Origin of the sequence: Burkholderia stagnalis (assembly GCF_039848545.1) — a bacterium.
Lineage (GTDB): Bacteria > Pseudomonadota > Gammaproteobacteria > Burkholderiales > Burkholderiaceae > Burkholderia > Burkholderia stagnalis.
Genome location: NZ_CP156685.1, coordinates 3070044 through 3096735 on the forward strand (window position 1 = coordinate 3070044; position 26692 = coordinate 3096735).

Annotated in this window: 27 protein-coding genes and 1 pseudogene; 12 read left to right on the top strand and 16 right to left on the bottom strand. The window is 67.6% G+C overall.

Annotated elements, in window-relative coordinates; all coding sequences use genetic code 11:
- Positions 1-91: 91 nt before the first annotated feature.
- The 3 genes and pseudogenes from ABFO07_RS14195 to ABFO07_RS14205 all read left to right on the top strand — a co-directional run bounded on the left by ABFO07_RS14195 (position 92) and on the right by ABFO07_RS14205 (position 3548).
- Positions 92-1474 (top strand): hypothetical protein, encoded by a 1383-nt coding sequence (locus ABFO07_RS14195; protein WP_059907464.1) that lies wholly within the window; start codon positions 92-94, stop codon positions 1472-1474.
- Positions 1407-2978: pseudogene (locus tag ABFO07_RS14200) on the top strand (sigma 54-interacting transcriptional regulator); the annotation flags it as partial. The gene ABFO07_RS14195 and the pseudogene ABFO07_RS14200, both read left to right, overlap by 68 nt.
- Before the next feature lie 69 nt (positions 2979-3047).
- Positions 3048-3548 (top strand): dihydrofolate reductase, encoded by a 501-nt coding sequence (locus ABFO07_RS14205; protein WP_059802953.1) that lies wholly within the window; start codon positions 3048-3050, stop codon positions 3546-3548.
- A gap of 120 nt (positions 3549-3668) precedes the next feature.
- Here the strand turns inward: ABFO07_RS14205 and pmbA are convergent, their stop codons facing one another.
- Positions 3669-5039 (bottom strand): metalloprotease PmbA, encoded by a 1371-nt coding sequence (pmbA, locus tag ABFO07_RS14210; protein WP_347467688.1) that lies wholly within the window; start codon positions 5037-5039, stop codon positions 3669-3671.
- Positions 5040-5245: 206 nt separating this feature from the next.
- On the opposite strand from pmbA, the gene yjgA reads away from it, so the two are divergent.
- Both yjgA and mog read left to right on the top strand, forming a co-directional pair.
- Entirely contained in the window at positions 5246-5848 is a 603-nt protein-coding gene (yjgA, locus tag ABFO07_RS14215) for a ribosome biogenesis factor YjgA (protein WP_059559199.1), read from the top strand.
- Positions 5832-6449 carry a molybdopterin adenylyltransferase gene (gene mog, locus ABFO07_RS14220; RefSeq protein WP_059802955.1) on the top strand — a complete coding sequence of 206 codons (618 nt, stop codon included), beginning with the start codon at positions 5832-5834 and terminating at the stop codon, positions 6447-6449. The genes yjgA and mog overlap by 17 nt, the downstream gene beginning before the upstream one ends.
- 28 nt (positions 6450-6477) lie before the next feature.
- Here mog and orn read toward each other — a convergent pair whose 3' ends face one another.
- Positions 6478-7104 (bottom strand): oligoribonuclease, encoded by a 627-nt coding sequence (gene orn / locus ABFO07_RS14225; RefSeq protein WP_059559208.1) that lies wholly within the window; start codon positions 7102-7104, stop codon positions 6478-6480.
- 114 nt (positions 7105-7218) lie between these two features.
- On the opposite strand from orn, the gene ABFO07_RS14230 reads away from it, so the two are divergent.
- The 3 genes from ABFO07_RS14230 (at position 7219) to ABFO07_RS14240 (ending at position 9801) form a co-directional block, all read left to right on the top strand.
- Positions 7219-8478, top strand: a complete 1260-nt coding sequence (locus tag ABFO07_RS14230) for a M48 family metallopeptidase (protein WP_059559212.1) — start codon at positions 7219-7221, stop codon at positions 8476-8478.
- Positions 8475-9419, top strand: a complete 945-nt coding sequence (gene rsgA / locus ABFO07_RS14235; protein ID WP_059559217.1) for a ribosome small subunit-dependent GTPase A — start codon at positions 8475-8477, stop codon at positions 9417-9419. Before ABFO07_RS14230 ends, rsgA begins: the two co-directional genes overlap by 4 nt.
- Positions 9420-9483: 64 nt before the next feature.
- A complete protein-coding gene (locus ABFO07_RS14240) occupies positions 9484-9801 on the top strand; it encodes a DUF2007 domain-containing protein (protein WP_059559221.1) in 318 nt (105 codons plus the stop codon).
- Positions 9802-9884: 83 nt separating this feature from the next.
- On the opposite strand, the gene ABFO07_RS14245 is transcribed toward ABFO07_RS14240, so the two are convergent.
- From ABFO07_RS14245 to rpsP, 6 genes are all read right to left on the bottom strand, one after another.
- On the bottom strand, positions 9885-10823 hold the full coding sequence (locus tag ABFO07_RS14245; protein WP_059559225.1) for a CobD/CbiB family protein: 939 nt from the start codon (positions 10821-10823) through the stop codon (positions 9885-9887).
- A gap of 121 nt (positions 10824-10944) precedes the next feature.
- Positions 10945-11631, bottom strand: coding sequence for a CoA pyrophosphatase (locus tag ABFO07_RS14250; RefSeq protein WP_059986091.1), 687 nt, complete (start codon positions 11629-11631; stop codon positions 10945-10947).
- 88 nt (positions 11632-11719) lie between these two features.
- The gene (gene rplS, locus ABFO07_RS14255; RefSeq protein WP_006400699.1) at positions 11720-12112 is read right to left on the bottom strand and encodes a 50S ribosomal protein L19; all 393 of its coding nucleotides are present in this window, start codon (positions 12110-12112) and stop codon (positions 11720-11722) included.
- 134 nt (positions 12113-12246) lie between these two features.
- A complete protein-coding gene (trmD, locus tag ABFO07_RS14260) occupies positions 12247-13041 on the bottom strand; it encodes a tRNA (guanosine(37)-N1)-methyltransferase TrmD (protein ID WP_059559236.1) in 795 nt (264 codons plus the stop codon).
- Positions 13042-13719 (bottom strand): ribosome maturation factor RimM, encoded by a 678-nt coding sequence (gene rimM / locus ABFO07_RS14265; protein ID WP_322233641.1) that lies wholly within the window; start codon positions 13717-13719, stop codon positions 13042-13044.
- Between the two features lie 42 nt (positions 13720-13761).
- Positions 13762-14016, bottom strand: a complete 255-nt coding sequence (rpsP, locus tag ABFO07_RS14270) for a 30S ribosomal protein S16 (RefSeq protein WP_006400702.1) — start codon at positions 14014-14016, stop codon at positions 13762-13764.
- Between the two features lie 154 nt (positions 14017-14170).
- Between rpsP and ABFO07_RS14275 the strand changes: the two genes are divergently transcribed.
- On the top strand, positions 14171-15310 hold the full coding sequence (locus ABFO07_RS14275) for a PQQ-dependent sugar dehydrogenase (RefSeq protein ID WP_060350741.1): 1140 nt from the start codon (positions 14171-14173) through the stop codon (positions 15308-15310).
- Positions 15311-15420: 110 nt separating this feature from the next.
- Positions 15421-15888, top strand: a complete 468-nt coding sequence (locus ABFO07_RS14280) for an NINE protein (protein WP_059885707.1) — start codon at positions 15421-15423, stop codon at positions 15886-15888.
- Positions 15889-15940: 52 nt separating this feature from the next.
- Here ABFO07_RS14280 and ABFO07_RS14285 read toward each other — a convergent pair whose 3' ends face one another.
- Together ABFO07_RS14285 and ABFO07_RS14290 are read right to left on the bottom strand one after the other, a co-directional pair.
- A complete protein-coding gene (locus ABFO07_RS14285) occupies positions 15941-17113 on the bottom strand; it encodes a PA0069 family radical SAM protein (protein ID WP_322233654.1) in 1173 nt (390 codons plus the stop codon).
- Between the two features lie 80 nt (positions 17114-17193).
- The gene (locus ABFO07_RS14290) at positions 17194-17682 is read right to left on the bottom strand and encodes an Lrp/AsnC ligand binding domain-containing protein (protein ID WP_017333107.1); all 489 of its coding nucleotides are present in this window, start codon (positions 17680-17682) and stop codon (positions 17194-17196) included.
- Between the two features lie 144 nt (positions 17683-17826).
- Here ABFO07_RS14290 and ABFO07_RS14295 point away from each other — a divergent pair, with 144 nt between their 5' ends.
- Positions 17827-19113 carry a D-amino acid dehydrogenase gene (locus ABFO07_RS14295; protein WP_059921163.1) on the top strand — a complete coding sequence of 429 codons (1287 nt, stop codon included), beginning with the start codon at positions 17827-17829 and terminating at the stop codon, positions 19111-19113.
- A gap of 95 nt (positions 19114-19208) precedes the next feature.
- On the opposite strand, the gene ABFO07_RS14300 is transcribed toward ABFO07_RS14295, so the two are convergent.
- The 6 genes from ABFO07_RS14300 to ABFO07_RS14325 form a co-directional block, all read right to left on the bottom strand.
- Entirely contained in the window at positions 19209-20999 is a 1791-nt protein-coding gene (locus tag ABFO07_RS14300) for an acyl-CoA dehydrogenase (protein ID WP_322233678.1), read from the bottom strand.
- A gap of 107 nt (positions 21000-21106) precedes the next feature.
- Positions 21107-22042 carry an electron transfer flavoprotein subunit alpha/FixB family protein gene (locus ABFO07_RS14305; protein ID WP_059884855.1) on the bottom strand — a complete coding sequence of 312 codons (936 nt, stop codon included), beginning with the start codon at positions 22040-22042 and terminating at the stop codon, positions 21107-21109.
- A gap of 15 nt (positions 22043-22057) precedes the next feature.
- On the bottom strand, positions 22058-22807 hold the full coding sequence (locus tag ABFO07_RS14310; protein WP_059891614.1) for an electron transfer flavoprotein subunit beta/FixA family protein: 750 nt from the start codon (positions 22805-22807) through the stop codon (positions 22058-22060).
- 229 nt (positions 22808-23036) lie between these two features.
- The gene (locus tag ABFO07_RS14315; protein WP_059802212.1) at positions 23037-23834 is read right to left on the bottom strand and encodes a MetQ/NlpA family ABC transporter substrate-binding protein; all 798 of its coding nucleotides are present in this window, start codon (positions 23832-23834) and stop codon (positions 23037-23039) included.
- Between the two features lie 30 nt (positions 23835-23864).
- A complete protein-coding gene (locus ABFO07_RS14320) occupies positions 23865-24518 on the bottom strand; it encodes a methionine ABC transporter permease (RefSeq protein ID WP_059563433.1) in 654 nt (217 codons plus the stop codon).
- Positions 24508-25542, bottom strand: coding sequence for a methionine ABC transporter ATP-binding protein (locus ABFO07_RS14325; RefSeq protein WP_059563432.1), 1035 nt, complete (start codon positions 25540-25542; stop codon positions 24508-24510). Before ABFO07_RS14325 ends, ABFO07_RS14320 begins: the two co-directional genes overlap by 11 nt.
- Before the next feature lie 229 nt (positions 25543-25771).
- On the opposite strand from ABFO07_RS14325, the gene ABFO07_RS14330 reads away from it, so the two are divergent.
- The gene (locus ABFO07_RS14330) at positions 25772-26677 is read left to right on the top strand and encodes an alpha/beta hydrolase (RefSeq protein WP_060270515.1); all 906 of its coding nucleotides are present in this window, start codon (positions 25772-25774) and stop codon (positions 26675-26677) included.
- Positions 26678-26692 lie beyond the last annotated feature (15 nt).

The window sequence follows — 26692 nt, forward strand, 5'->3', positions numbered from 1 at the left end:
CGCATCGGCCACGCGTGCGTGCGCCGTTTCAGGCGGCCGCGGAGCGAACCCCTTGGTTCGCCGCGCAGCCGCCCCATCCGGGGGGAAGGACATGTCACACAAGTCGTCAACAGATCAGCCGCGCGCCTCGCTTGCCGCCATACCGGCCGCGGTCCTCTGCTTCGTATTCATGCAGTGCGCGCACGCCCAGGCGCTCGCCGACCAATCGCTCGAGGAGCGGCTCAACATGCTGATGAAAGTCGTCGACGAGCAGCAGCGCAAGATCAACGCGCTCGAACATCAGGTCATCGATCTCGAGATGGCGCGGCGCGGCCGCGGCGAACCGGGCGCGCCCGGCGCCGCGCCGGGCACGCTCGTCTCGCAGTACACGCCCGTCACGCCCGCGCCGGGCGAAGGCACCGGCACCGCGACCGGCGTGCCGGTCAATCCGCCGCCGCCTGCAGGTTCGGGCGCGGGCGCGGCCGATACCGGCATGCCCGGCACGATCGGCACCACGCAGAAAGCCGCGGAACCCACCCGCACGGCCGCCGAGGAAGCGGTCGCGCAGCGCGAGCATGCGCCGCTGTTCGCCCGCAAGCTGACGATCGACTGGGGGATCAGCGACACCTATTACGACCGCCGGCAGCTGCAGCTCTCCGGCTTCCTCGCGCTCGATGCGATCTTCCTCGGCAACCTGAATCTCGGCCAGACGAAGTCGCACCAGCTGATGTCCGACGTGGACGTGCGCTACGGGCTCACCGACCGCATCAGCGTCGACGTCGACGTGCCCTACATGTACCGCACCGCGACCTTCATGAACGGCGGCGCCGGCGGCGCGGCCAACACGCTGTCCGACACGTCGGTGAATTCGCACGCGCTCGGCGACGTGAACTTCGGCATTTACTACCAGTTCGTGAAGGAGCACGGCAGCGTGCCCGACATCGTCGGCAGCCTGCGCGTGAAGTCGCCCACCGGCACGTCGCCGTTCGGCATCAAGCTGCTGCAGTCCGACCCGAACAACACCAACCTCGTCGCGCCGAGCAAGCTGCCGACCGGCACCGGCTTCTGGAGCATCACGGCCGGCGTGTCGGCGCTGAAGACCTACGACCCGGTCGTGCTGTTCGGCAGCGTCTCCTATACGTACAACGTCGCGCGCTCGTTCTCCGACATCTCGTCGGTGGTCGGGCAGACCCAGCCCGCGAAGGTGAAGCTTGCCGACATCGTCCAGTTCGGCGGCGGCGTCGCGCTCGCGTTCTCGGAGCGCGACTCGGCGAGCATCTCCTACACGATGGCGATCGCAGCGTCGACCCGCACGCAGGCGCCCGGCGGCAACTGGCAGCGGGTGCCGGGCAGCCAGACGACCGCGTCGACGCTGGGTTTCGGTCTCAATCATGTGTTCAACAAGCACCTGACGATGAATGCGTCGGTCGCGATCGGGCTCACGCCCGACGCGCCGAACTTCATCGTCGGCCTGCGCTTCCCGTATACGTTCTGAAGCGCGACACCGTAGCGAGGATATCGTGCACGACTCCCGCCCCGTCTCATCAGCCGCCCCGCCGGGCTTCGCGCCGCGACTCACGATCGCGCACTCCGACGGGGCCGGGACCGGCCACCTGCCTGCAGTCCGGCCACTCGTGTATCTGTCGCGCCGCCCCGATGCGGCGCTCGTCGCGCATCTGCGAGAGCGGCGCTGGGAGGTGCTGTGCGCGAAATCCGCGCACGACGCGCAGCGGCTCGTGAAGCCCGAGCTTGCGCACGCGGGCATCGTCGATCTCGACGGCTTCGCGATGCGCGACATCGCCGCGCTCGAGCCGATCCTGCGCCACCAGCAGATCGGCTGGATCGCGCTCGCCGATCCCGCGCGCCTCGCGGAGCCCGAGATCCGCAAGCTGATCCGCCAGTGCTGCTTCGACTACGTGAAGGGCCCGCCGACGCACACGACGATCGACTACCTCGTCGGCCACGCGTACGGGATGGTGACGCTGTGCGATCTCGAGCTCGCGAGCGACGTCGCCGCGACCGGCGACGACGAGATGGTCGGCACCTGCGACGCGATGCAGCAGTTGTTCCGCACGATCCGCAAGGTCGCGAACACCGACGCGACGGTGTTCATCTCCGGCGAATCGGGCACCGGCAAGGAGCTGACCGCGCTCGCGATCCACGAGCGCTCGACGCGCCGCAAGGCGCCGTTCGTCGCGATCAACTGCGGCGCGATCCCGCATCACCTGCTGCAGTCGGAGCTGTTCGGCTACGAGCGCGGCGCGTTCACCGGCGCGAACCAGCGCAAGATCGGCCGCGTCGAGGCCGCGCACGGCGGCACGCTGTTCCTCGACGAAATCGGCGACATGCCGCTCGAGAGCCAGGCGAGCATGCTGCGCTTCCTGCAGGAAGGCCGGATCGAGCGGCTCGGCGGCCACGAATCGATCGCGGTGGACGTGCGGATCCTGTCGGCGACGCACGTCGATCTCGAAGCGGCGATGCGCGACGGCCATTTCCGCGCGGACCTGTTCCACCGGCTGTGCGTGCTGCGCATCGACGAACCGCCGCTGCGCGCGCGCGGCAAGGACATCGAGCTGCTCGCGCATCATGTGCTGCTGAAGTTCCGCAGCGACGGTGCGCGCAAGATCCGCGGCTTCACGCCGTGCGCGATCGAGGCGCTGTACAACTATCCGTGGCCCGGCAACGTGCGCGAGCTGATCAACCGGATCCGCCGCGCGATCGTGATGGCCGACAGCCGGCTGATCTCGGCGTCCGATCTCGATCTCGGGCAGTACACGGCCCAGCAGTCGACGACGCTCGCCGAGGCCCGCGAGCGCGCGGAAAAACGCGCGATCGAAGCGGCGCTGCTGCGCCACCGTCACCGGCTCGCGGAGGCCGCCGCGGAACTCGGGATCTCGCGCGTGACGCTGTACCGGCTGATGGGCGCGCACGGGCTGCGCGACCTGTCCGACACCGAGCAGCGCGCGGCGGCGGCGGGCGACGACGAACACGGGCAGTAGGCCACACGGGACGCGCGCCGGCATTCCGGTAGAATCGGCGCCGTTCCCGTTTTCCGCTTCCCACCATTCATGACGACGCTGACCCTGATCGTCGCGCGTGCCCGCAACGGCATCATCGGCCGCGACAACCAGTTGCCCTGGAAACTTCCCGAGGACCTCGCCTTCTTCAAGCGCACGACGATGGGCGCGCCGATCGTGATGGGCCGCAAGACCCACGAATCGATCGGCCGGCCGCTGCCGGGGCGCCGCAACATCGTCGTCACGCGCGATGCGGCGCGCCGCTTCGACGGCTGCGACACCGTCACGTCGCTCGCCGACGCGCTCGCGCTCGCCGCGCGGGACGGCGCGGCCGAGGCGTTCCTGATCGGCGGCGCGCAGCTTTACGCGGAAGGCCTCGCGCTCGCCGACAAGCTGGTCGTCACCGAGATCGACGCCGACTTCGACGGCGACGCGTCGTTCCCCGCGCCCGACCCCGCGCACTGGCGCGAAGTGTCGCGCGAGCCGCACCAGGCCGCCGCGCCGAACGCGTTCGGCTACGCGTTCGTCGTCTACGCGCGCCAGCGCGGCTGACGCACCGCAACGAAAAAGCCCGACCGGCACATCCGCCGGTCGGGCTTTTTCATGGGTGCGGCCGCTCGGGCCGGCGAACGCCGCGCGATGCGGCGCCGCATCATCGGCGCGCCGCGCGCGTCACTGCCCGGCGATCGTCATCTGCTCGATCAGCACCGAGCCGGTTTCCTTCGTGCCGCGCACGATCGAATCCGCGCCGATCGCGACGATGTGGCGGAACATCTCCTGCAGCGTGCTCGCGACGGTGATCTCCTCGACCGGATACTGGATCACGCCGTTCTCGACCCAGAACCCCGCCGCGCCGCGCGAATAGTCGCCGGTCACGTAGTTCACGCCCTGCCCCATCAGTTCGGTCAGCAGCAGGCCCGTGCCGAGCTTCTTCAGCATCGCGTCGAAATCGTCGCCCGGCTGCGTGTTCGCGCTGCGCAGCGACAGGTTGTGCGAGCCGCCGGCGTTGCCGGTCGTCTGCGTGCCGAGCTTGCGGGCCGAATAGGTCGACAGGAAATACCCCTCGACGACGCCGTCCTTGACGACGCTGCGCGAGCGGGTGCGCACGCCTTCCTCGTCGAACGGCGCGCTGCCCATCGCGCGCGGCACGTGCGGATCCTCGACGATCTGCACATGCGGCGCGAACACCGGCTTGCCGAGGCTGTCGACGAGGAACGAGGTCTTGCGGTACAACGCGCCGCCGCTCACCGCCTGCACGAACGCGCCGAGCAGGCCGGCCGCGAGCGGCGCCTCGAACAGCACCGGCACCTTGCGCGTATCCAGGCGGCGCGCGCCCATCCGCGCGAGCGCGCGTTCGGCCGCGTAACGGCCGACCGCTTCCGGCGCCGCGAGGTCGGCCGCGCTGCGCTTCGACGAATACCAGTCGTCGCGCTGCATGTGGCGGCCGCTGCCCGCGATCGGCGCGCATGCGACATAGTGGCGCGAGTACGGGTAGCCGGCGAGGAAGCCGCGCGACGTCGCGAGCACGAACTGCGAATGCTGCGCGGACACGCTCGCGCCTTCCGAATTGCGGATCTGCGGGCTGACCGCGAACGCGGCGTCCTCCGCGCGGCGCGCGAGCTCGACTGCTTCGTCGGCGCTCAGGTCCCACGGGTGGTAGAGATCGAGGTCGCGCGGGTCGATCTCGAGCAGCTCGGCTTCGGCGAGCCCGGCCGCGTCGTCCTCGGCGGTGAAGCGCGCGATGTTGTACGCGGCGGCGACGGTGTCCTTGATCGCGGCCGGCGAGAAATCCGACGTGCTCGCGTTGCCGCGCTTCTTGCCGATGAACACCGTCACGCCGACCATCTTGTCGCGGTTGTGCTCGATCGTCTCGACCTCGCCGCGGCGCACCGACACCGACAGGCCGTCGCCTTCGGAGATTTCGGTCGCGGCGTCCGATGCGCCAAGCGCCTTCGCGTGCCGGAGGATGTCCGAGGCGATTTCTTTCAGCTGGTCCTGCGTATGCGGGAAATAGCGCGCTTGCGTGTCGAGATTGGCAGCCATCTTCGTGATATCCGGTGACGGGCTCGCGGCCCGCGTGTTCAAAATTGTCGTATCCCGCGATCATAGCAGTGCCGGGCCGCCCCAAGCGCACTGATCGCCCCCTCGGGGCGCAGCGAACGCAGTCGGCGTCGGGGCCGTTTCATTTCGGGTCCGGGACGCCGTAACGGAGAAGCTTGGGGCGGCCGCGGCGCGATACAATGCCGCCCATGACACGCAAAACCCGTATTCAGCCGATCGAGCACGCCGACGACGACGCCGGCCATGGCTACGATCGCCCCAGCAAATCCCAGTTGAAGCGCGACATGCACGCGCTGCAGGAACTCGGCCAGGCGCTCGTCGACCTGCCGAAAGACGCGCTCAAGCGCATGCCGATGCCGGAAGACCTCGCGGACGCGGTGCGCGAGGCGCGCCGCATCACCGATCACGAAGGCAAGCGCCGCCAGCTCCAGTATGTCGGCCGCGTGATGCGCTCGCTGACCGACGACGAGACGGCCGCGCTGCGCACCGCGCTCGACGCTCAGCGCGGCGTGAACAAGGCCGCGACGGCCCGCCTGCACTGGATCGAACGCACCCGCGAGCAGCTGCTCGCCAACGACGACGCGCTGACCGAATTCGTCCGCCAGCACCCGGAAGCCGACGTGCAGGAAGGCCGCACGCTGATCCGCAACGCGCGCAAGGAAGCGCAGCAAGGCAAGCCGCCGCGCTACTTCCGCGAGCTGTTCCAGTGGATCAAGACGGCGAGCGGCACGCCCGGCGCGGACGACGAGGAAGACGCGCCGGCCGGAGAGGACGATGACGACGAAGCGTAACCACCCGGACGAGCTGCTGGTCGGCCTCGTGTCGATCAGCGACCGCGCGAGCACCGGCGTCTACGAGGACAAGGGCATTCCGGCGCTGCAGGCGTGGCTCGGCGCCGCGCTGAGCTCGCCGTGGCGCGCCGAGACGCGGCTGATCCAGGACGACGCCGCGACGATCTCCGCGACGCTCGTCGAGCTGGTCGACACGGCCGGCTGCGACCTCGTGCTGACGACCGGCGGCACCGGCCCCGCGCGCCGCGACGTGACGCCCGAGGCGACGCTCGCGGTGGCGACGAAGGAAATGCCGGGGTTCGGCGAGCAGATGCGGCAGATCAGCCTGAATTTCGTGCCGACCGCGATCCTGTCGCGGCAGGTCGCGGTGATCCGCGAGACGGCCGACCACGCGGCGCTGATCATCAACCTGCCGGGCCAGCCGAAATCGATCAAGGAAACCCTCGAAGGGCTGCGCGACGCGAGCGGCAACACGACCGTGCCGGGCATCTTCGCCGCGGTGCCCTACTGCATCGACCTGATCGGCGGCCCGTACATCGAGACCGATGCCGCGGTGGTCGCGGCGTTCCGGCCGAAAAGCGCGCAGCGCGCGCCGCGCTGACGCGGCGCGGCCCGCAAGGCCGGCCCGCTCAGGCGGCCGGCGCGGATTCGCCGGCGCTCGCGGCGGCCGGCGTGGCCGGGATCAGGAAATGCTGGCGGTAGTACTTCAGCTCGTCGATCGACTCGTGGATGTCGGCCAGCGCGGTGTGCATCGCGCGCTTCTGGAACCCCTTGTAGATCGCCGGCTGCCAGCGGCGGCACAGCTCCTTGAGCGTGCTGACGTCGAGGTTGCGGTAGTGGAAGAAGCGCTCGAACTCCGGCATCCAGCGCGCCATGAAGCGGCGGTCCTGGCAGATCGAGTTGCCGCACATCGGCGACTTGCCCGGCGGCACGTACTGGCCGAGGAAGGCCTGGAGCTGCGCGGCGGCGTCCGCCTCGGTCACGGTCGACGCGCGCACGCGGTCGATCAGCCCCGAGCGGCCGTGCGTGTTCTTGTTCCAGTCGTCCATCTTGGCGAGCGTCGCATCGCTCTGGTGAATCGCGAACACCGGGCCTTCGACCGCGATCTCGAGCGTCGAGTTGGTCACGACGACCGCGATCTCGATGATGCGGTCATTATCCGGGTCGAGGCCCGTCATTTCCATGTCGAGCCAGACGAGATTCATCTCGTTGCGCACGAGTTCGGGCTGGCTGGCGGAAGCGGGGGTATCGGTCATGAGTCGTCCTGGAAATTGGCGGGCGGCGCGCTGCGCGGCGTCGGCAGGCGACGCGTCAGCGGGCCCCGTCCGCAAGAACATATAATTCTCGCATAGAACCCTTTGGCGCCTTCGATGTCACCCTATTCGTTCACCCTGCTGTTCGCGCTTGCCGTGCTCGCGATGGTCGTCACCAAGCTGTGGCTGGCCTCGCGGCAGGTCCGCTTCGTCGCCGCGCACCGCAACCGCGTGCCGGCCCAGTTCAGCTCGACCATCCCGCTCTCCGCGCACCAGCGCGCGGCCGACTACACGGTCGAGCGCACCCGGCTGGCGATGGTCGAGATCGTCGTCAGCGCGGCGGTGCTCGTCGCGCTCACGCTGCTCGGCGGCGTTGGCGCGCTCGACACGCTGCTGTCCGGCTGGCTCGGCCGCGGCTACGGGCAGCAGGTCGCGCTCGTCGCCGCGGTGTTCGCGATCACGAGCGTGATCGACGTTCCGTTCGAGTACTACCGCCAGTTCGGCATCGAGCAGCGCTTCGGCTTCAACCGGATGGCCAAGCGCCTGTTCTTCGCCGATCTGCTGAAGAATGCGCTGCTCGGCGCCGCGCTCGGCCTGCCGCTGCTGTTCGTCGTGCTCTGGCTGATGAACCAGGCCGGCAGCCTGTGGTGGCTGTGGACCTGGATCGTCTGGGTCGCGTTCCAGATGCTCGTGCTGCTGATCTACCCGACCTTCATCGCCCCGCTCTTCAACAAGTTCGAACCGCTGAAGGACGACGCGCTGCGCGCGCGCATCGAGTCGCTGATGCAGCGCTGCGGCTTCGCGGCGAAGGGCCTGTTCGTGATGGACGGTAGCCGCCGCTCCGCGCACGGCAACGCGTACTTCACCGGTTTCGGCGCGTCGAAGCGGATCGTGTTCTTCGATACGCTGCTCGCCCGCCTGTCCGGCGAGGAGATCGAGGCCGTGCTCGCGCACGAGCTCGGCCATTTCAAGCGCCGCCACGTGATGAAACGCATGCTCGTGTCGTTCGTGCTGAGCCTCGCGCTGCTCGCGCTGCTCGGCTGGCTCGCGCAGCGCGCATGGTTCTACACCGGGCTCGGCGTGATGCCGTCGCTCGATTCCAGCAACGCCGGTGCCGCGCTCGTGCTGTTCTTCCTCGCGATTCCGGTGTTCCTGTTCTTCGCGACGCCGGTCGGCAGCCTGACGTCGCGCAAGCACGAGTTCGAAGCGGACGCGTTCGCCGCCAGCCAGACCGCCGCGCAGGATCTCGTCAGCGCGCTCGTGAAGCTGTACGAGGACAACGCGTCGACGCTCACGCCCGACCCCGTCTACACGGCCTTCTACTACTCGCACCCGCCCGCTTCGCAGCGGATCGACCGGTTGCTGCAGCACGCATGAGCCGGCCGACCTCCCGCAAGCCGGCCCCGCGCGCATCGCGCGCGGAACGTGCCGAAGGCCGCGTGATCGCGGCGCACGGCCGCCATTACATCGTCGCCCCCGACGACGGCGGCCCGATGCTGCAGTGCTTCCCGCGCGGCAAGAAGAGCGACGTCGCGGTCGGCGACCGCGTCGCGTACGAACATGCGTCCGCCGACCAGGGCGTGATCGTCGAGATCGGCGAGCGGCGCAATCTGCTGTACCGCTCCGACCAGTTCAAGTCGAAGCTGTTCGCGGCCAACCTCGACCAGCTGCTGATCGTGCTCGCGACCGAGCCCTATTTCAGCGAGGATCTGCTCGGCCGCGCGCTGATCGCCGCCGAGGCGAACGACCTGAAGCCGCTGATCGTGCTGAACAAGATCGACGTCGAAGCCGCGCTGCCGGTCGCCCGCGAACGGCTCGCGCCGTATCGCGCGCTCGGCTACGACGTGCTGGAACTGTCGGTCAAGGGCCGCCCCGACGACGCGCGCGCGCAGCTGGCCCCGCATCTGGCCGGGCACGCGACGATCCTGCTCGGCCAGTCGGGCATGGGGAAGTCGACGCTCGTGAACCTGCTCGTGCCCGACGCGGAAGCCGCGACCCGGGAAATCTCCGCCGCGCTCAACAGCGGCCGGCATACGACGACGTTCACGCGCCTCTATCCGCTGCCGGGCGGCGACGGTGCGCTGATCGATTCGCCGGGCTTCCAGGAATTCGGTCTCTATCATCTGACGGAAGGCCGCCTCGAGCGCGCATTCCCGGAGTTCCGCCCGCTGCTCGCGCACTGCCGTTTCTATAATTGTCATCATCTGCACGAGCCCGGCTGCGCGATCCTGGAGGCAGTCTCCGACGGCCGCGTGGCGCCGACGCGGCATGCGTTGTATGCGCAACTGGTGCACGAGGCAAGCCAGGTCGTGCGCTGATGGCCGGCCGGGGCATGTCGGTCCGCCCCGGTCGCTCCCCGCCCCCTCGCCGACAGGAGCCGCGATGCGTTTCAAGGCACCCGATCTCGCGACCGCGCAGCACTGGGTGAACGTGCTCGAAGCGGCCGGCATCGGCTGCGAACTACACAACCGCTACGCGACAGGCGCGCTCGGCGGCCTGCCCGCCGACGCATGCGCGCCCGAGGTCTGGCTCGACGACGAGCGCGATGACGCGCTCGCGCGCCGCCTGCTCGACGCCGCATCGCACGGCCCGGCAGCGGGCGACGCGTCATGGCGATGCCGTCAATGCGGCGAGCAGCTCGAAGCGCAGTTCACCGCATGCTGGCGCTGCGGTGCAGTGCGCGACCCGCGCGACGACTGACGCCGGCGCGGCGAGCCGCCAGCAAAAAGGCCGGCATCGAGCCGGCCTTTTCATTGCGTATGACGACGCCCGTGTCGCCCGTATCAGGACACCCAGACGGCGATCGTCAGCATCAGCAGCAGAAGCATCCACAGAATCACCGCGCGCCAGACGAGGCCGACGGCCGACTGCAGCGTGCGCGGCGTGCAATCGTCCCCGACCGTCAGCGGGCCGCTGTCGCCGACCGCCAGTGCATCGAGGCTCGACGGCTCCGCAAGCGGCCCGGCAAGCCGGGCGCCGAGCGCTCCGCTACCCGCGGCCAGCAGCACGCCGTCATTCGGGTCGGGCCACTGGCGGGTGTGGTTGCGCCACGCGTAGATCGCATCCTCGAAGTTGCCGACGATCGCGAAGCCGAGCGCGGTCAGCCGAGACGGCACCCAGTCGATCACGAAGAACGCGCGCTGCGCGAACGTCGAGAAGGCCGCGGTGCGATCATCGGCCGGCGCCGACCAGCTGCGCGCGAGGTATTCGGAAATGCGGTACAGCACCGCGCCGGCCGGGCCGACCGGCAGCACGTACCAGAAGAACACGCCGAACACATGGCGATGCGACGCGACGACGGCGTGAATCAGCGTGTGGCGGACGATCTCGCCGACCGGCATGTCGACCGTGTCGATGCCGGTCCACTCCTGCAGGATTTCGCGCGCACGCGGCACGTCGTCGTTGTTGAGCGCGAGATGGATATCGGTGAAGTAATGGCTGAACTGGCGGAAGCCGAGCGTGAAGTACACGACCACGACGTTCCACAGGAACGCCAGCACGAAGCTCACCTTGTACAGCAGGAAGTAGACCAGTGCGACGACCAGCACCCACGGCAACACGACCGCGAGCCACGCGAGGATGCCGTGTTTCTGCTTGCCGGCGTCGAGGCCATGTGCGACGGTTTCCGCATGAAACTGGAACAGCGCGAACACCGGATTGCTCGGCGACAACGCGCGGACCTGTTCGATGATGAGGGCGAGGAGAACCGAAAAGAAAGTCATGCGTGGCGCCGTCTTCGGAGTTATGTCATTTTTTGCATAACGATAGCACAGCGTAAGCCACGCATGGCTTGCCGGCGCCGCCGGCCGGCGGCCGCGCACGCGCGCCGGGCGGCGCGCATGTTCAGCCGGCCGCCAAGAAGCGGTACAGATTGCGCAACATGCCGGCAGTTGCGCCCCAGATGAAGTAATGCCCGTGCGCGTCGCCTCTCGGATAAGGCATCGCAAAAAAACGACGCTCGCCGCCATCCCAGCGGAACACGCGCACCTCGTGGTTCGCCGGATTCATCAGGAACGCGAGCGGCACCTCGAAGATCTCGGCGACTTCGAACGTATCGGCCTGCACCGTGAACGGCGGATGCACGAGCCCGACGACCGGCGACACGCAAAAGCCGGTGCCCGTCAGGAAATCCGGCAGCGAGCCGAGGATCTCGACCCGCTCGCCGGCGAGCCCGATCTCCTCCTTCGCCTCGCGCAGCGCCGTCGCGGTCGCATCGCGGTCGAACGGCTCGCGTCGGCCGCCGGGAAAGCTGATCTGCCCCGCGTGGTCGTTCAGGTGATCGGCGCGCTGCGTGAGCAACACGGTCAAGCCGCCGTCACGAACGACGAGCGGCACGAGCACGGCGGCGCTGCGCAGATCGACGCCGTCCTGAAGACGGACCTCGGCGGGTTCCGTGATCCATTCGAGCGTGCGGGCAAAGCGCTCGCGCATCCCGGCTGGCGTCATCCGGTCGTAATCGATGGGCGGCAGGCCTGCGCCGGTGCCTTCGACCGGCAGCACTTCGGGATCGATGATGGGGCGGCGGTTCAATGGGGCTCTCTTGATTCGGGTTGCTCTGAGCGTATTGTCGCGCCGGAATGAAAAAAGCACCCGGGTGGGTGCTTTTTCCTTACAGCTCTTACTCTTGGGAAGCTGCTGCGGCGCGATCCTTCGACACCAGCTTTTCCTTGATACGAGCCGACTTGCCCGAACGCTCGCGCAGGTAGTACAGCTTCGCACGACGCACGTCGCCGCGGCGCTTCACGACGATGCTCGCCAGCAGCGGCGAGTAGGTCTGGAACGTACGCTCGACGCCTTCGCCCGACGAAATCTTGCGGACGATGAACGACGAGTTGAGGCCACGGTTGCGCTTCGCGATCACGACGCCTTCGTAAGCCTGAACGCGCTTGCGGTTACCTTCAACCACGTTCACGTTCACGATCACCGTGTCGCCCGGGGCGAATTCGGGGATCGTCTTGCCTGCGAGCGCGCGCTCGATTTCTTCCTGCTCAAGCTTTGCAATCAGATTCATCACTGACTCCTAAAACCATCTTGTCGGCGTTTGCGCCCGCCTGATTCCAGGCATGGCCCCGATAGAGGATGGGTTCACATCAGGCGCCGCGCACGCATGCACGGCACCGCCAATTCCCGCCCGCGAATCTCGCCTCAGGAGGCGTCCTTCGCTTCGCGTGCGAGGTTCGCAAGCCATGCCTCGTCGGCACGGCTCAGCAACTTGTCGCGACGCGCCCGGGCGATCAGGTCCGGACGCTTCAGCCACGTGTTCCTCAATGCTTCCTGGCGACGCCAGCGCTCGATCTCGGCATGATGGCCGCCGAGCAGCACGTCCGGCACGCGCACTCCCTCGTATTCCTCGGGACGCGTGTAATGCGGACAATCGAGCAGGCCGCCGACGAAGCTGTCCTGCACGGCCGACTGCGCATCGTTCAGCACGCCGGGCAGCAGGCGCACGACGGCATCCATCATCGCCATCGCCGGCAGCTCGCCGCCGGACAACACGAAATCGCCGAGGCTGATTTCCTCGTCGACGCAACGATCGAGCAGACGCTGATCGATCGCTTCGTAGCGGCCGCACAGCACGATCACGCCGGGCTCTTGCGCCATCCGCACCACACGGTCGTGCGACAGTGGCGCGCCCTGCGGCGACATCATCACGACACGCGTGCTCGCGACGCCCTGCTCCGCCTGCGCCGCTTTCGCGGCACCGATCGCAGCCTCGAGCGGCTTCGCCAGCATCACCATGCCCGGACCGCCACCATAAGGCCGATCGTCGACCGTGCGGTAGTTGTCCGTCGTGAAATCACGCGGGTTCCAGGTACGCAACCCGAAACGCCCTTGCTTCACGGCCCGGCTGGTGATACCCCAGTCGGTCAGCGCGCGAAACATTTCGGGAAAGAGCGTGACGACATCGAACTGCACCGCGCGCTCCGTGACCTGATTCATTTAGTAATCGGCTTCCCAGTCGACGACGATGCGACGCGCCGCCTGATCCACCGTTTTGACGTACACCCCGACGAACGGGATCAGCCGTTCGGCGCTCGCCGGCTGGCCGTCTTTCCCGGTCGCCGGATATTCGATGCGCATGATCGAATGCACGCCGTTGTCGATCATCCCGACCACCTTCCCGAGCGCCACCGATTGCTCGTTGACGACATCGAGACCGATCAGGTCGACCCAGTAAAACTCGTCGATCGCCAGCGCCGGAAAATCTTCCCGGCGCACGAACACGCGAAACCCGCGCAATGACAGCGCGGCATCGCGATCGCCTACCCCGGAGGGTTGTGCGACGACCGTATCGCCGTGCGTCTTCGCCTGCGTGACGCGTGCGACGTGACGCTCGGCGCCCCGCTCCAGCCACCAGCGGCGCGCGTTGAGCAACGCATCGCCGCCGCGACCGGTATCGGCATGAGGCGCGACCTTGATCCAGCCCTTCAGGCCGTAGGCATCGACCACCGCCCCGACCTCGACGGCATCGTCGGGCAGGGATGACGCTGCTTCAAGACCGCCCTGCTCGATAGCCTGGCCGGCGTTCGCGGCAGAACCGCGCTCGACCGGCTTGCGGACGAATGCGCCAAACGACGCTCGCCCGCGCCTTGCGTTACCGGAATCGTGATCCGACATCAATACACCTCGCAGCCGGCACGACCGGCACACCGCGCCATGTTAGGCAGCCGGTTGCGCCTTTTGCGCTTCCTTCACGAGACGCTGGACGGTCGGCGACAGTTGCGCGCCAACGCCTTGCCAGTACGTCAGACGATCTTGAGCGATACGCAGCGCTTCGCCCTTCGTCGCGACCGGGTTGTAGAAGCCGACGCGCTCGATGAAGCGGCCGTCACGACGGTTGCGCGAATCGGTAGCAACGATGTTGTAGAACGGGCGCTTCTTCGAGCCGCCGCGAGCCAGACGGATGATAACCATATGAAATCCTTCGGGAAAACCGGGTTCGAAACTACTGAAACACGCGATTATAGCTGAAAACCAGTGGCACAACAAACACTTACGCGCAAAAAATCGGCAAACGCCCTTCCGGCCGGGCATACAATCGTGCTGTCCATCACCGTCCGACGCCGCCATGCCACCGCTTCGCGCCGTGGCGCGCCGCGCTGAGCGCCGCCTTGCGGGGCTGCTTGCCGGCATCGCCTGCCTCGCCTCCGCCACGACCTTCGCCGCCGGCCGGCTGCCGGTCGACGAACTCGTCGTGCCACCCGGCTTCAGCGTGTCTGTGCTGACCGACGCGGTGCCGGCCGCACGGGAAATGGCGTGGTCGCCACGCGGTATCCTGTATGTCGGCAGCCGCGAAGGCCGCGTGCATGCCCTCGTGGTGCACAAGGGGCAGATCAGCGCGCGCTACGTGATCGCATCCGGGCTCGACATGCCGGTCGGCGTCGCCTATCGCGACGGCGCGCTGTTCGTGTCGGCCGTGTCGCGTATTGTGCGCCTCGACCGCATCGACGACCAGCTCGCCGCACCGCCCAAACCCGTCGTCGTCACCGATGCGTTGCCGACCGAACACCATCACGGCTGGAAATTCATCGCGTTCGGCCCCGACGGCAAGCTGTACGTGCCGACCGGCGCGCCGTGCAACGTGTGCGTCGCCGACCGCGACCGCTACGCAGTCATCGCGCGGATGAATGCGGACGGCAGCCATCGGGAGGTGGTCGCGCGCGGCGTGCGCAACACGGTTGGATTCGCGTGGCATCCGGATTCGGGCGAGTTGTGGTTTACCGACAACGGCCGCGACCTGATGGGCGATGACGTGCCCGACGACAAGCTCAATCGCGCGCCGCGCGCCGGCCTCGATTTCGGCTTTCCGTATTGCCACGGCGGCGACACGCCCGACCCCGAATTCGGCAGCCCGGACGCCTGCCGCCGCTACACCGCGCCCGTGCTGAAGCTCGGCGCGCACGTCGCGGCGCTCGGCATGCGCTTCTATACAGGCACGATGTTTCCCGCCGCATACCGCAACAACATCTTCATCGCCGAGCACGGATCGTGGAACCGCAGCACGAAGGTCGGCTACCGCGTGATGCGCGTCGTCGTCTCGGCGGACGGCAGCCACGCCCGCCAGACGCCTTTCATCACGGGCTGGCTGCGGCGCGACGGCACCGTCTGGGGCAGGCCGGCCGACGTGCTGCCGCTGCCCGACGGCTCCCTGCTCGTCAGCGACGATCATGCCGGCGCGATCTATCGCGTGACCTATGCGGCACCGTGACGCAGACCGCAGGTGACCGCCTCACCCGCGGCATCGTAGAATGCGTGCCGGGCCGCACGCCCGCGCCGCCTTGCCGGCAGCCCATGCCAACGACAATCTGCCCGCCATCCATGTCCAGCAGCACCGCCCCGCTCCGCCGCTTCCGCTCCAAGACGCTCACCGCCGCCCTCGCGTTCCTGTTCGGTTCGATCGGCGCGCACCGTTTCTACCTGTATGGTTTCCGGGACGTCTATGGCTGGGCGCACCTGCTCGCGACGATCGTCGGCGTCCCGGGCTTCCTGCTGCTCGCGGCCACCCAGCGCACCGCCGGCCTCGGCTGGTGGCTGGCCGTTCCCGGCGCGATCTCGCTGCTGGCGGCGTTTCTCGCCGCGATCGTCTACGGCCTGCGCGCTGATGACAAGTGGGACGCGCAATTCAACGCCGACACCGGCCGGCACAGCCGTTCGGGCTGGACGGTGATCTTCGTCGTGATTTTCTCGCTGCTGATCGGCGCGTTCCTGCTGATGACCGCGCTCGCGCTGTCGTTTCAGACGTATTTCGAAACGCAGGTCGAAGCGGCCAAGCAGATTTCCCAGTAACAAGGACGACGCACGGGGCGCCTGCCGGGCCGGCGACGCGACGTGCGCTCGATTAGAACAAACTCAGCTGCGAATCGTCGCGTAGCGCCGCGCCGGCTGACCGCGCATTCACACGCGGCACGGCCCCCGTTCCCGCAACATCCCGAGCGCCCCGAAACTGCGACAGATCGAGAATACCGTTCGCGCGCTCGTTCAACCCCAGCCGCTTGACCGCCTGCCGAAAGCGCTGCTTCAGCAGATCGGCCCAGATCCCCTCACCCTTCATCCGCTTGCCGAAATCCGAGTCGTAGTCCTTGCCGCCGCGCATGTCGCGCACCCGGTTCATCACGCGCTCCGCCCGATCCGGGAAATGCGCATCCAGCCAGTTCCTGAACAGCGGTGCGACCTCCCACGGCAGCCGCAGAATGATGTAGCTCGCGTGTGTCGCGCCCGCTTCCGCGCATGCCTCGAGCACCCGTTCCATGTCCGGCTCGGTGACGAACGGGATGACCGGCGCGATGCTCACGCCGACCGGCACCCCCGCTTCGCGCAACGCGCGGATCGTGCGCAGCCGGCGGGCCGGCGTCGCCGCGCGCGGCTCGAGCGTGCGCGAGAGATCCGCGTCGAGCGTCGTGATCGTGACCGCCGCCATCACCTGCCCGCGCTCGGCCATCGGAGCGAGCAGGTCGAGGTCGCGCTCGATCAGCGACGATTTCGTGATCGCGGCGAACGGCAGCCCGTGATCGTGCATGACCTGGATCACGCTGCGCGTGATGCGCAAGTCGCGTTCGACCGGCTGATAGGCATCGGTATTGACGCCGAGCGCGATCGGCTCGGGCACGTAGCTTTTCCGGGCGATCTCGCGCTCGAGCAGCTCGGCCGCATTGACCTTCGCATAGATGCGGCTCTCGAAATCGAGCCCCGGCGACAGGCCGAGATAGCTGTGCGTCGGCCGCGCGAAGCAATAGATGCAGCCGTGCTCGCAGCCGCGATACGGATTGAGCGACACGCTGAACGGAATGTCGGGCGACTGGTTGCGCGTGAGGATGCTCTTCGCACGCTCCTCGAACACCTGCGTGCGCAGCGGCGCCGGCAGGTCGGCATCATCCGCCTCGTGCGCCCAGCCATCGTCGACCGCCTCGCGCAACGCCGTTTCGTACCGCCCCTGCAGGTTGTCGACCGCCCCGCGCCCCTTGCGGGGCATGGGCGGCGCAACCGGAAATTCGTTGTCGGATCGACCGCCCATCTCCACACCCCATCATTCGCGCCGAATACTGGATATTTATACAGTATTCGGCGCGACGTGCCAAGGGTGAAATCAGGCGCCTATTCGTCGACCGAAATCGTCAGCGTCTCCTTGATTTCCTCCATCACGACATAGCTCTTCGACTGCACCGCGCCGGGCAGCTGCAGCAGGATGTCGCCGAGCAGCTTGCGGTAGTCGGCCATCTCGCCGATGCGCGCCTTGATCAGGTAGTCGAAGTCGCCGGACACGAGGTGGCACTCGAGCACCTCGTCGATCTTCATCACTTCCCGGCGGAACTGCTCGAACATGTTGCCGCCCTTGTGGCCGAGCGTGATCTCGACGAACACGAGCAGCGCCGCGCCAAGCTGGGCCGGATCGACGCGCGCGTGATAGCCGGTGATCACGCCGTCGCGCTCCATGCGCCGCACGCGCTCGATGCACGGCGTGACGGTGAGCCCGACTTGCTCGGCGAGGTCCTTCATCGCCATCCGGCCGTCGTTCTGAAGCAGTTTGAGGATGCGCCGGTCGAGCTTGTCGAGCGTGCGTACCGGCTGCCGTTGAGTTCTCATGTGATTCTGCTGAAAAGCGAAAAAATACGATAACAAAACCTGGTCATTCGACAATACCATAGCGCAAAAAACTAGGTCAGATAGAGGTTACACGGAGTCGCGGGTGCGACCGGCCTCGATCCGATTCTTCCTTGTGGAGCAGCTATGCGAGTCGTCGTTCTGGGCAGCGGTGTGGTGGGCGTGGCAAGCGCGTATTACCTCGCGCGCGCCGGTCATGAAGTCACGGTGATCGACCGGGAGGCCGGTCCGGCGCTCGAGACGAGTTTCGCGAACGCAGGCCAGATCTCGCCCGGCTATGCGGCGCCGTGGGCCGCGCCCGGCGTGCCGCTGAAGGCCGTCAAATGGATGTTCGAAAAGCACGCGCCGCTCGCGATCCGCCTCGACGGCACCCGCTTCCAGCTGCAATGGATGTGGCAGATGCTGCGCAACTGCACGGCCGAGCGCTATGCGGTCAACAAGGGCCGCATGGTCCGGCTCGCCGAATACAGCCGCGATTGCATCCAGGCGCTGCGCGCCGACACCGGCATCGGATATGAAGGCCGCACGGGCGGCACGCTGCAGCTGTTCCGCACGCAGCAGCAGCTCGACGGCGCAGCGAAGGACATCGCCGTGCTGCGCGACGCGAACGTGCCGTTCGAACTGCTGTCGCCCGCCGAGCTGAAGAACGCCGAGCCGGCGCTCGCCGCGGTGTCGCACAAGCTGACGGGCGGCCTGCGCCTGCCCGGCGACGAGACGGGCGACTGCCAGCTGTTCACGACGCGCCTTGCCGCGCTCGCCGAAGGGCTCGGCGTCAAGTTCCGTTACAACACGCCGATCGACGCGCTCGCGATCGCGGGCGGCAAGATCGCAGGCGTGCAGTGCGGCAGCGAGATGGTGCGCGCGGATGCGTACGTCGTCGCGCTCGGTTCGTACTCGACGCGCTTCATCTCGAACCTGATGAAGATTCCGGTCTATCCGCTCAAGGGCTATTCGATCACCGCGCCGATCGTCGACGAAGCGGCGGCGCCCGTGTCGACGGTGCTCGACGAAACCTACAAGATCGCGATCACGCGCTTCGACCGGCGCATCCGCGTCGGCGGGATGGCGGAGATCGTCGGCTTCGACAAGCGCCTGCGCGACGCGCGCCGCGAAACGCTCGAAATGTGCGTGAACGACCTGTTCCCGGGCGGCGGCGATACGTCGAAGGCAACGTTCTGGACGGGCCTGCGCCCGATGACGCCGGACGGCACGCCGATCGTCGGCCGCACGCCGGTGTCGAACCTGTTCCTGAACACCGGCCACGGCACGCTCGGCTGGACGATGTCGTGCGGTTCGGGTCAGCTGATCGCCGACCTGATCTCCGGCAAGATGCCCGCAATTCAGGCAGACGACCTGTCGGTGCATCGCTACCTGAAGGACGTGGCCGGCCAGACGCGCCCCGCCTACGCGTAAGTCGCGCCGGCCCGCTGCCGTGCGGGCCGCGAGCAAGCAAAGCTGAAAGGCGCCCTCGGGCGCCTTTCAGCTTTTCAACGGATACCGTTCCCCGATCAGAACTGGTCTTCCGTCAGCGCGAGCACGCCGTCGCCGCCCTTCGCGCCGACGATCGACGCTTCGAGCCCTTCCGCCTGCACCAGCACGTGTTCCGCATAGTGCTGCGCGATCGCGATCTTCGCGTCGTAGAACGCCGGGTCGCTCGCGCGGTTCGCGTGCGCCGCCACCAGCGCGCGGCCCATCTGCCACCCGCACAGCACCACGCCCGCCAGCTTCAGGTACGGCACGCTGCCCGCGAACACCGCATTCGGGTCGCGCTTCGTGTTCGCCACCACGTAATCGACCACCGCCGACAGCGCCCGCGCGCCCTTCTCCAGCTGCGCCTTCGTCGATGCCGCCGCCGCGCCGTCGAGCTTGCCCAGCGCTTCAGCCGTCTGACCGATCTCGCCGATCAGCGCCTTCGCCACCGCGCCGCCGTCGCGCACCGTCTTGCGGCCCACCAGGTCGTTCGCCTGGATCGCCGTCGTGCCTTCGTAGATCGCCAGGATCCGCGCATCGCGGTAGTACTGCGCCGCGCCCGTTTCCTCGATGAAGCCCATCCCCCCGTGCACCTGCACGCCCAGGCTCGCCACGTCGTTCACCATCTCCGTGCTCCAGCCCTTCACCACCGGCACCAGATACTCGTAGATTGCCTGATGACGCGCACGCGTCGCCTCGTCCGAATGGCGGTGGGCAACGTCGCTGTGCGCCGCCGCCACGTACGACAGCGCCCGCGCGCCTTCGGTCAGCGCGCGCATCGTGCCCAGCATCCGGCGCACGTCCGGGTGGTGGATGATCGTCACCGATTCCTTGGCCGAGCCATCGACCGGCCGGCTCTGCACGCGCTCCTTCGCGAATTCCGCCGCCTTCCGGTATGCGCGGTCGGCCACGCCGATCCCCTGCATCCCGACCCCGAAGCGCGCCGCGTTCATCATGATGAACATGTACTCGAGCCCGCGATTCTCCTCGCCGACCAGATAGCCGATCGCGCCGCCGTGGTCGCCGTACTGCAGCACCGCGGTCGGGCTCGCCTTGATGCCGAGCTTGTGCTCGATCGACACGCAATGCACGTCGTTGCGCGCGCCCAGCGAGCCGTCCTCGTTCACCAGGAACTTCGGCACGATGAACAGCGAAATGCCCTTCACGCCTTCCGGCGCGTTCGGCGTGCGCGCCAGCACCAGGTGGACGATGTTGTCCGCCATGTCGTGCTCGCCCCACGTGATGAAGATCTTGGTGCCGAACACCTTGAACGATCCGTCGCCCTGCGGCTCGGCACGCGAGCGCACCAGCGCGAGGTCGGAGCCCGCTTGCGGCTCGGTCAGGTTCATCGTGCCGGTCCACTCGCCGGAGATCAGCTTCGGCACGTAGCGCTGCTTCTGCTCCTCGGTGCCCGCGGTCAGCAGCGCCTCGATCGCGCCGTCGGTCAACAGCGGACACAGCGCGAACGACAGGTTCGACGCGTTCAGCATCTCGATGCACGGCGTCGCGATCAGCTTCGGCAGGCCCTGGCCATCGTATTCGGCCGGATGCTGCAGCCCTTGCCAGCCGCCTTCGACGAACTGGCGGAACGCTTCCTTGAAGCCCGGCGTCGCGGTCACGACGCCGTCCTTCAGGCTGCTCGGGTTGCGATCGCCTTCGACGTTCAGCGGCGCCAGCACCTCGCCGCAGAATTTCGCGGATTCGTCGAGCACGGCCTGCGCGGTGTCGAAACCCGCATCCTCGAAGCCCGGCAACTGCGCGACGGCGTCGATGCCGGCGAGTTCCTTCAGCACGAACAGCATGTCCTTGACGGGGGCGATGTAGCTCATCGTTGCTCCTCCTTCTTCTGCTTATGGCGTAAAAAAAGGGGCGCTCGTCGCGCCCCTCGTATCGTGTGCTTACCGCTGAAGCATCAGCTGCGGCGCATCACGCCGCATCAGCCCAGTTCGCTCACGAGTTCCGGCACGAGCGTGAACAGGTCACCGACGAGGCCGTAGTCGGCCACGCTGAAGATCGGCGCTTCCGGATCCTTGTTGATCGCGACGATCACCTTCGAATCCTTCATGCCGGCCAGGTGCTGGATCGCACCCGAGATACCGACCGCGATGTACAGCTGCGGCGCGACAATCTTGCCGGTCTGGCCGACCTGGTAGTCGTTCGGCACGTAGCCGGCGTCGACTGCGGCGCGCGATGCGCCGAGTGCCGCCGACAGCTTGTCGGCCAGCGGCTCCAGCACCTTCGTGTAGTTCTCGCCGCTGCCCAGGCCACGGCCGCCCGACACGATGATGTTCGCCGACGTCAGCTCCGGACGGTCCAGCTTCGTCACTTCACGGCTCACGAACTGCGACTTGCCTGCGTCGGCTGCCGCTTCGATCTTCTCGACCGCTGCGCTGCCGCCTTCGGCCGCCACCGGATCGAAGCCCGTCGCACGCACCGTGATCACCTTGATCGGGTCGCTCGATTGCACCGTTGCGATCGCGTTGCCCGCGTAGATCGGGCGCTCGAACGTGTCGGCCGAATCGACTGCCGTGATGTCCGAGATCTGCGCGACGTCCAGCTTCGCGGCGATGCGCGGCGCGATGTTCTTGCCGTAGGCGGTCGCCGGCGCGAGGATGTGCGAGTAATCCTTCGCGATGTTCAGCGCGGTCGCTTCGACGTTTTCCGCGAGGCCTTCGGCCAGTTGCGGCGCGTCGGCCAGCAGCACCTTCGAAACACCAGCGATCTTCGCTGCCGCATCCGCCGCGCCCTGCGCGTTGTGGCCTGCAACCAGCACGTGAATGTCGCCGCCGATCTTCGTCGCCGCCGCCACCGTGTTCAGCGTGGCCGCCTTGATCGACGCGTTGTCGTGTTCTGCAATTACCAGAATCGTCATTTCTTTCCGCTCCCCTTACAGCACCTTGGCTTCGGTCTTCAGCTTCTCGACCAGCGTCTTCACGTCCGGCACCTTCACGCCGGCCGCGCGCTTCGGCGGCTCCGCCACCTTCAGCGTCTTCAGGCGCGGCGTCACGTCCACGCCCAGGTCTTCCGGCTTCACGGTTTCCAGCGGCTTCTTCTTCGCCTTCATGATGTTCGGCAGCGTCACGTAGCGCGGCTCGTTCAGGCGCAGGTCGGTCGTCACGACCGCCGGCAGCGTCAGCGACAGCGTTTCCGCGCCGCCGTCGATTTCACGCGCCACCGTGGCCTTGCCGTCCGCCACCGTCACCTTCGATGCAAACGTCGCCTGCGGCAGGCCCGCCAGCGCGGCCAGCATCTGGCCCGTCTGGTTCGAGTCGTCGTCGATGGCCTGCTTGCCGAGGATCACCAGCTGCGGCTGTTCCTTGTCGACCAGCGCCTTCAGGATCTTCGCGACGGCCAGCGGCTCGACGCCGTCGTTCGACTCGACGAGGATCGCGCGATCCGCGCCGATCGCGAGCGCCGTGCGCAGCGTTTCCTGCGCTTGCGTCACGCCAACCGACACCGCGATCACTTCGGTCGCCACGCCCGCTTCCTTCAGGCGCACCGCTTCCTCAACCGCGATTTCGTCGAACGGGTTCATCGACATCTTCACGTTCGCAATGTCGACGCCCGTGTTGTCCGACTTCACGCGGACCTTCACGTTGTAATCGACCACTCTTTTCACTGGCACCAGGATTTTCATGCACACGCTCCAAAGTTACGAATACGACCAGAGGCCATTTTATAGCGAGGCCTCGTGACTGCGCGGCCAAGCGGACCCATCCATCGTGGATGTCGAGGATACCGCTTCTTGGCGACGCGCCAATGATATCGAACGGTCGTTCTATTTTAAAAGAGAAAAAACCCGGACGCAAAGCCCGGGTTTTCGATCATCGACTCTAATCGCCGCCGGGCGCCCCGTGCACCGCACGTTACCAGGCGGCGACGACCGCGCCGCCGAACTTGCCTTCGATGAACTGCTTCACCTCGGCCGAATGATAGGCCGCGACCAGCTGCGCGACCCACGGCTTGTTCCGGTCCGCCTCGCGGATCGCGATGATGTTCGCGTACGGGCCGTTCGGACCCTCGATCGCGATCGCGTCCTGTTTGGGCTTCAACCCCGCTTCCATCGCGAAGTTGGTGTTGATCGCTGCCGCGTCGACGTCGCCGAGCGAGCGCGGAATCTGCGCCGCATCGAGCTCGACGATCTTCAGCTTCCTCGGATTGTCGACGATGTCGAGCGGCGTCGCCTTCAGCCCCGCATCCGCACGCAGTTTCAGCACGCCCTGCTTCTGCAGCAACAGCAGCGCGCGGCCGCCATTCGTCGGATCGTTGGGGATCGCGACGCGCGCGCCGGGCTTCAGCTCGGCCAGCGACTTCACGCGCTTCGAATAGACGCCCATCGGGAACGTCACGGTCTCGGCCACCTTGATCAGCTTGTAGCCACGGTCCTTCACCTGCGCCTGCAAATACGGATCGTGCTGGTAGCTGTTCGCGTCGAGGTCGCCGGCGGCGAGCGCCGCGTTCGGCTGCACATAGTCGGAGAACTCGATGATCCGGATGTCGAGGCCGCTCTTTGCCGCGACCTTCTTCACCGCCTCCATCACCTGCGCGTGCGGGCCGCCCGTGACGCCGACCTTGATGGTCTCCGCGCGGGCCGTTGCGCCCGCCGCGAACAGTGTGGCCGCGCCGAGCGCCGCCGCCAGCTTCAGCATGAATCGTCGTTGCATCGTCTTTCCCCCAAGCGCAAGAATGTCGTCTTATTTGTGGCTGAGCCGCCGCACGAGCCAGTCGCCGAACGACTGCACCAGCTGCACGAACACGATCAGGATCGCGACCACCGTCCACATCACTTCCGGCAGGTAACGCTGGTAGCCGTAACGGATGCCGAGGTCGCCGAGCCCGCCGCCGCCGATTGCGCCCGCCATCGCCGAATAGCCGACGAGCGACACGAACGTGATCGTCAGCCCGGCGACGACGCCCGGCAGCGATTCCGGCAGCAGCACCTTGAAGACGATCTGCGAGGTCGTCGCGCCCATCGATTGCGCGGCCTCGATCAGCCCGCGGTCCACTTCGCGCAGCGCGGTCTCGACGAGCCGCGCGATGAACGGCGCCGCCGCGAGCGTCAGCGGCACGACCGCCGCGGCGGTGCCGATCGACGAACCGGTGACGAGCCGCGTGAACGGAATCACCGCGACCAGCAGGATGATGAACGGCGTCGAACGCACCGCGTTCACGATACCGCCGAGCACGCGGTTCACCGCAAGGTTCTGCAGCACGCCCTGGCGGTCGGTCAGGTACAGCAGCACGCCGAGCGGCAGCCCGACGAGCGCGCCGACCACGCCCGAGATGCCGACCATGATCAGCGTCTCCCAGAACGACTGCACGAACATGTCGAACATTTCACTCAACATACGAAAGCTCCTCCACCACCACGCCTTGCTCGCGCAGGAACGCGAGCGCCTGTCCGACCTTGCCCGGCTCGCCGCCCGCGAGCACCGCGAGCGAACCGAATGCCTGGCCCTGGATCTCGTCGATCTGGCCGTGCAGGATGTTGAAATCGAGCTCGTAGCGGCGGATCGTCTCCGACAGGATCGGCTGGTCGACGCCCGAACCCGTGAACGCGAGGCGCAGCAGGTGGCCGCTGCCGGTCTTGAGCCGCTCGGCCACGCGCGCCTTCAGCGCGGGCGGCAGCTCCTGCGCGATCACGTCGCCGATCAGCGCGCGCGTCACTTCGTGGTGCGGCTGCAGGAACACGTCGATGACCTTGCCTTCCTCGACCACGCGCCCGGCATCGAGCACCGCGACGCGGTCGCAGACCTGCTTGATCACTTCCATCTGGTGCGTGATCAGCACGATCGTCAGGCCGAGCTCGCGGTTGATGCGCTTCAGCAGGTCGAGGATCGCGCGGGTCGTTTCCGGGTCGAGCGCCGACGTCGCTTCGTCCGACAGCAGCACCTTCGGCTCGCTCGCGAGCGCGCGCGCGATGCCGACCCGCTGCTTCTGGCCGCCGCTGATCTGCGCCGGATAGCGGTCCTTCTGCGCGGACAGCCCGACGAGGTCGAGCAGCGGCAGCACCGCGGCCTCGATGTCGGCGCGGCTCGCACCGGCCAGCTCGAGCGGCAGCGCGACGTTGTCGAACACCGTGCGCGACGACAGCAGGTTGAAGTGCTGGAAGATCATGCCGATTTCGCGGCGCGCTTCACGCAGCGCACGCGCGGGCAGCAGCGTCAGGTCGCGCCCGCCGACGACGACATTGCCTTCGGTCGGCCGGGTCAGCAGGTTGATGGTGCGCACGAGCGTGCTCTTGCCGGCGCCGCTGCGGCCGATGATGCCGAACACCTCGCCCTGGGGAACCGTCAGATTGACGTTGTGCAGCGCCTCGACCCATCCATTCGGCCCCGGGAAGCGCTGCGACAGATTACGTAATTCGATCATGTAAACAAAACGGCGGACGGCTGTGGAGCTGCCTGTGCAGGCCCCGCCAGTCGGCCGCCGATGCATCTGGAATAGCCGGCGATTCTACCGCAATCCACTAATTCCCCTTAATAATCGATTTCGATCTTTTCATAACTGATCGAAATTAGAGGGCAGCGCTGGCGCGTGGCGGCGGCGCGGCGTCTATGATCGGGAGCGCGATTGCCAACGAACGAAGGAGACACGCCAGATGACTGCCACCCCGAGCCCGGCCGCCGCACCCGCCTCCGCCCCACCCGCGTCGCACCCGCCGCGCATGGGGCGGCTGCGCACTGCCGACGGGCTCGAGCTGGCGTCGTACCGCTGGCTGGCCGGCGAAGGCACGCCGCGCGCGACGGTTGCGCTCGTGCACGGCCTCGCCGAGCATGCGGGACGCTACGCCGCGCTCGCCGCGCGCCTGAACGCGGCCGGCATCGACGTGCTCGCCGTCGACCTGCGCGGGCATGGCCAGTCGCCCGGCAAGCGCGCGTGGGTCGAGCGCTTCGACGGCTACCTGAACGACGCGGATGCGCTCGTCGACGAGGCCGCGCGCGGCGGCACGCCGCTGTTCCTGATGGGGCACAGCATGGGCGGTGCGGTCGCCGCCCTGTATGCGATCGAGCGCGCGGCGGCACGCGGCCGCACGCTCGCGGGCCTTGTGTTGTCGAGCCCCGCGCTGGCGCCGGGCCGCGACGTGCCGCGCTGGATGCTCGCGGTCAGCCGCGTGATCAGCCGCGTGTGGCCGACCTTTCCGGCGATCCGGATCGATCCGGCGCTGCTGTCGCGCGATCCGGCGGTGGTCGAGGCCAACCGCACCGACCCGCTCGTGCATCACGCGGCCGTGCCCGCGCGCACCGGCGCGGAGATCCTCGATGCGATGGCGCGCATCGAACGCGGCCGCGGCGCGCTGCGCGTGCCGGTGCTCGTCTATCACGGCACCGACGACAAGCTGACCGAGCCCGACGGCAGCCGCGCGTTCGGCGCGCGTGTCGGCTCGCCCGACCGCACGCTCACGCTATACGAGGGCGGCTTCCACGAGACGATGAACGATCTCGACCGCGAGCGCGTGATCGGCGCGCTGATCGCGTGGATTCACGCGCGCGCGCCGGCGCGCTGAGCGCGGCGGCGCGGC

Coding starts and splice junctions, on each gene's coding strand:
- ABFO07_RS14325 (WP_059563432.1), bottom strand. CDS start 25,542: ATGATCGAATTACGTAATCTGTCGCAGCGCTTCCCGGGGCCGAATGGA.
- rplS (WP_006400699.1), bottom strand. CDS start 12,112: ATGAATCTGATTGCAAAGCTTGAGCAGGAAGAAATCGAGCGCGCGCTC.
- ABFO07_RS14285 (WP_322233654.1), bottom strand. CDS start 17,113: ATGGGCGGTCGATCCGACAACGAATTTCCGGTTGCGCCGCCCATGCCC.
- ABFO07_RS14330 (WP_060270515.1), top strand. CDS start 25,772: ATGACTGCCACCCCGAGCCCGGCCGCCGCACCCGCCTCCGCCCCACCC.
- ABFO07_RS14305 (WP_059884855.1), bottom strand. CDS start 22,042: ATGACGATTCTGGTAATTGCAGAACACGACAACGCGTCGATCAAGGCG.
- ABFO07_RS14310 (WP_059891614.1), bottom strand. CDS start 22,807: ATGAAAATCCTGGTGCCAGTGAAAAGAGTGGTCGATTACAACGTGAAG.
- ABFO07_RS14280 (WP_059885707.1), top strand. CDS start 15,421: ATGTCCAGCAGCACCGCCCCGCTCCGCCGCTTCCGCTCCAAGACGCTC.
- ABFO07_RS14315 (WP_059802212.1), bottom strand. CDS start 23,834: ATGCAACGACGATTCATGCTGAAGCTGGCGGCGGCGCTCGGCGCGGCC.
- rpsP (WP_006400702.1), bottom strand. CDS start 14,016: ATGGTTATCATCCGTCTGGCTCGCGGCGGCTCGAAGAAGCGCCCGTTC.
- trmD (WP_059559236.1), bottom strand. CDS start 13,041: ATGAATCAGGTCACGGAGCGCGCGGTGCAGTTCGATGTCGTCACGCTC.
- ABFO07_RS14295 (WP_059921163.1), top strand. CDS start 17,827: ATGCGAGTCGTCGTTCTGGGCAGCGGTGTGGTGGGCGTGGCAAGCGCG.
- ABFO07_RS14205 (WP_059802953.1), top strand. CDS start 3,048: ATGACGACGCTGACCCTGATCGTCGCGCGTGCCCGCAACGGCATCATC.
- orn (WP_059559208.1), bottom strand. CDS start 7,104: ATGACCGATACCCCCGCTTCCGCCAGCCAGCCCGAACTCGTGCGCAAC.
- ABFO07_RS14240 (WP_059559221.1), top strand. CDS start 9,484: ATGCGTTTCAAGGCACCCGATCTCGCGACCGCGCAGCACTGGGTGAAC.
- ABFO07_RS14195 (WP_059907464.1), top strand. CDS start 92: ATGTCACACAAGTCGTCAACAGATCAGCCGCGCGCCTCGCTTGCCGCC.
- mog (WP_059802955.1), top strand. CDS start 5,832: ATGACGACGAAGCGTAACCACCCGGACGAGCTGCTGGTCGGCCTCGTG.
- ABFO07_RS14275 (WP_060350741.1), top strand. CDS start 14,171: ATGCCACCGCTTCGCGCCGTGGCGCGCCGCGCTGAGCGCCGCCTTGCG.
- ABFO07_RS14230 (WP_059559212.1), top strand. CDS start 7,219: ATGTCACCCTATTCGTTCACCCTGCTGTTCGCGCTTGCCGTGCTCGCG.
- pmbA (WP_347467688.1), bottom strand. CDS start 5,039: ATGGCTGCCAATCTCGACACGCAAGCGCGCTATTTCCCGCATACGCAG.
- ABFO07_RS14245 (WP_059559225.1), bottom strand. CDS start 10,823: ATGACTTTCTTTTCGGTTCTCCTCGCCCTCATCATCGAACAGGTCCGC.
- ABFO07_RS14290 (WP_017333107.1), bottom strand. CDS start 17,682: ATGAGAACTCAACGGCAGCCGGTACGCACGCTCGACAAGCTCGACCGG.
- ABFO07_RS14300 (WP_322233678.1), bottom strand. CDS start 20,999: ATGAGCTACATCGCCCCCGTCAAGGACATGCTGTTCGTGCTGAAGGAA.
- yjgA (WP_059559199.1), top strand. CDS start 5,246: ATGACACGCAAAACCCGTATTCAGCCGATCGAGCACGCCGACGACGAC.
- ABFO07_RS14320 (WP_059563433.1), bottom strand. CDS start 24,518: ATGTTGAGTGAAATGTTCGACATGTTCGTGCAGTCGTTCTGGGAGACG.
- rimM (WP_322233641.1), bottom strand. CDS start 13,719: ATGTCGGATCACGATTCCGGTAACGCAAGGCGCGGGCGAGCGTCGTTT.
- rsgA (WP_059559217.1), top strand. CDS start 8,475: ATGAGCCGGCCGACCTCCCGCAAGCCGGCCCCGCGCGCATCGCGCGCG.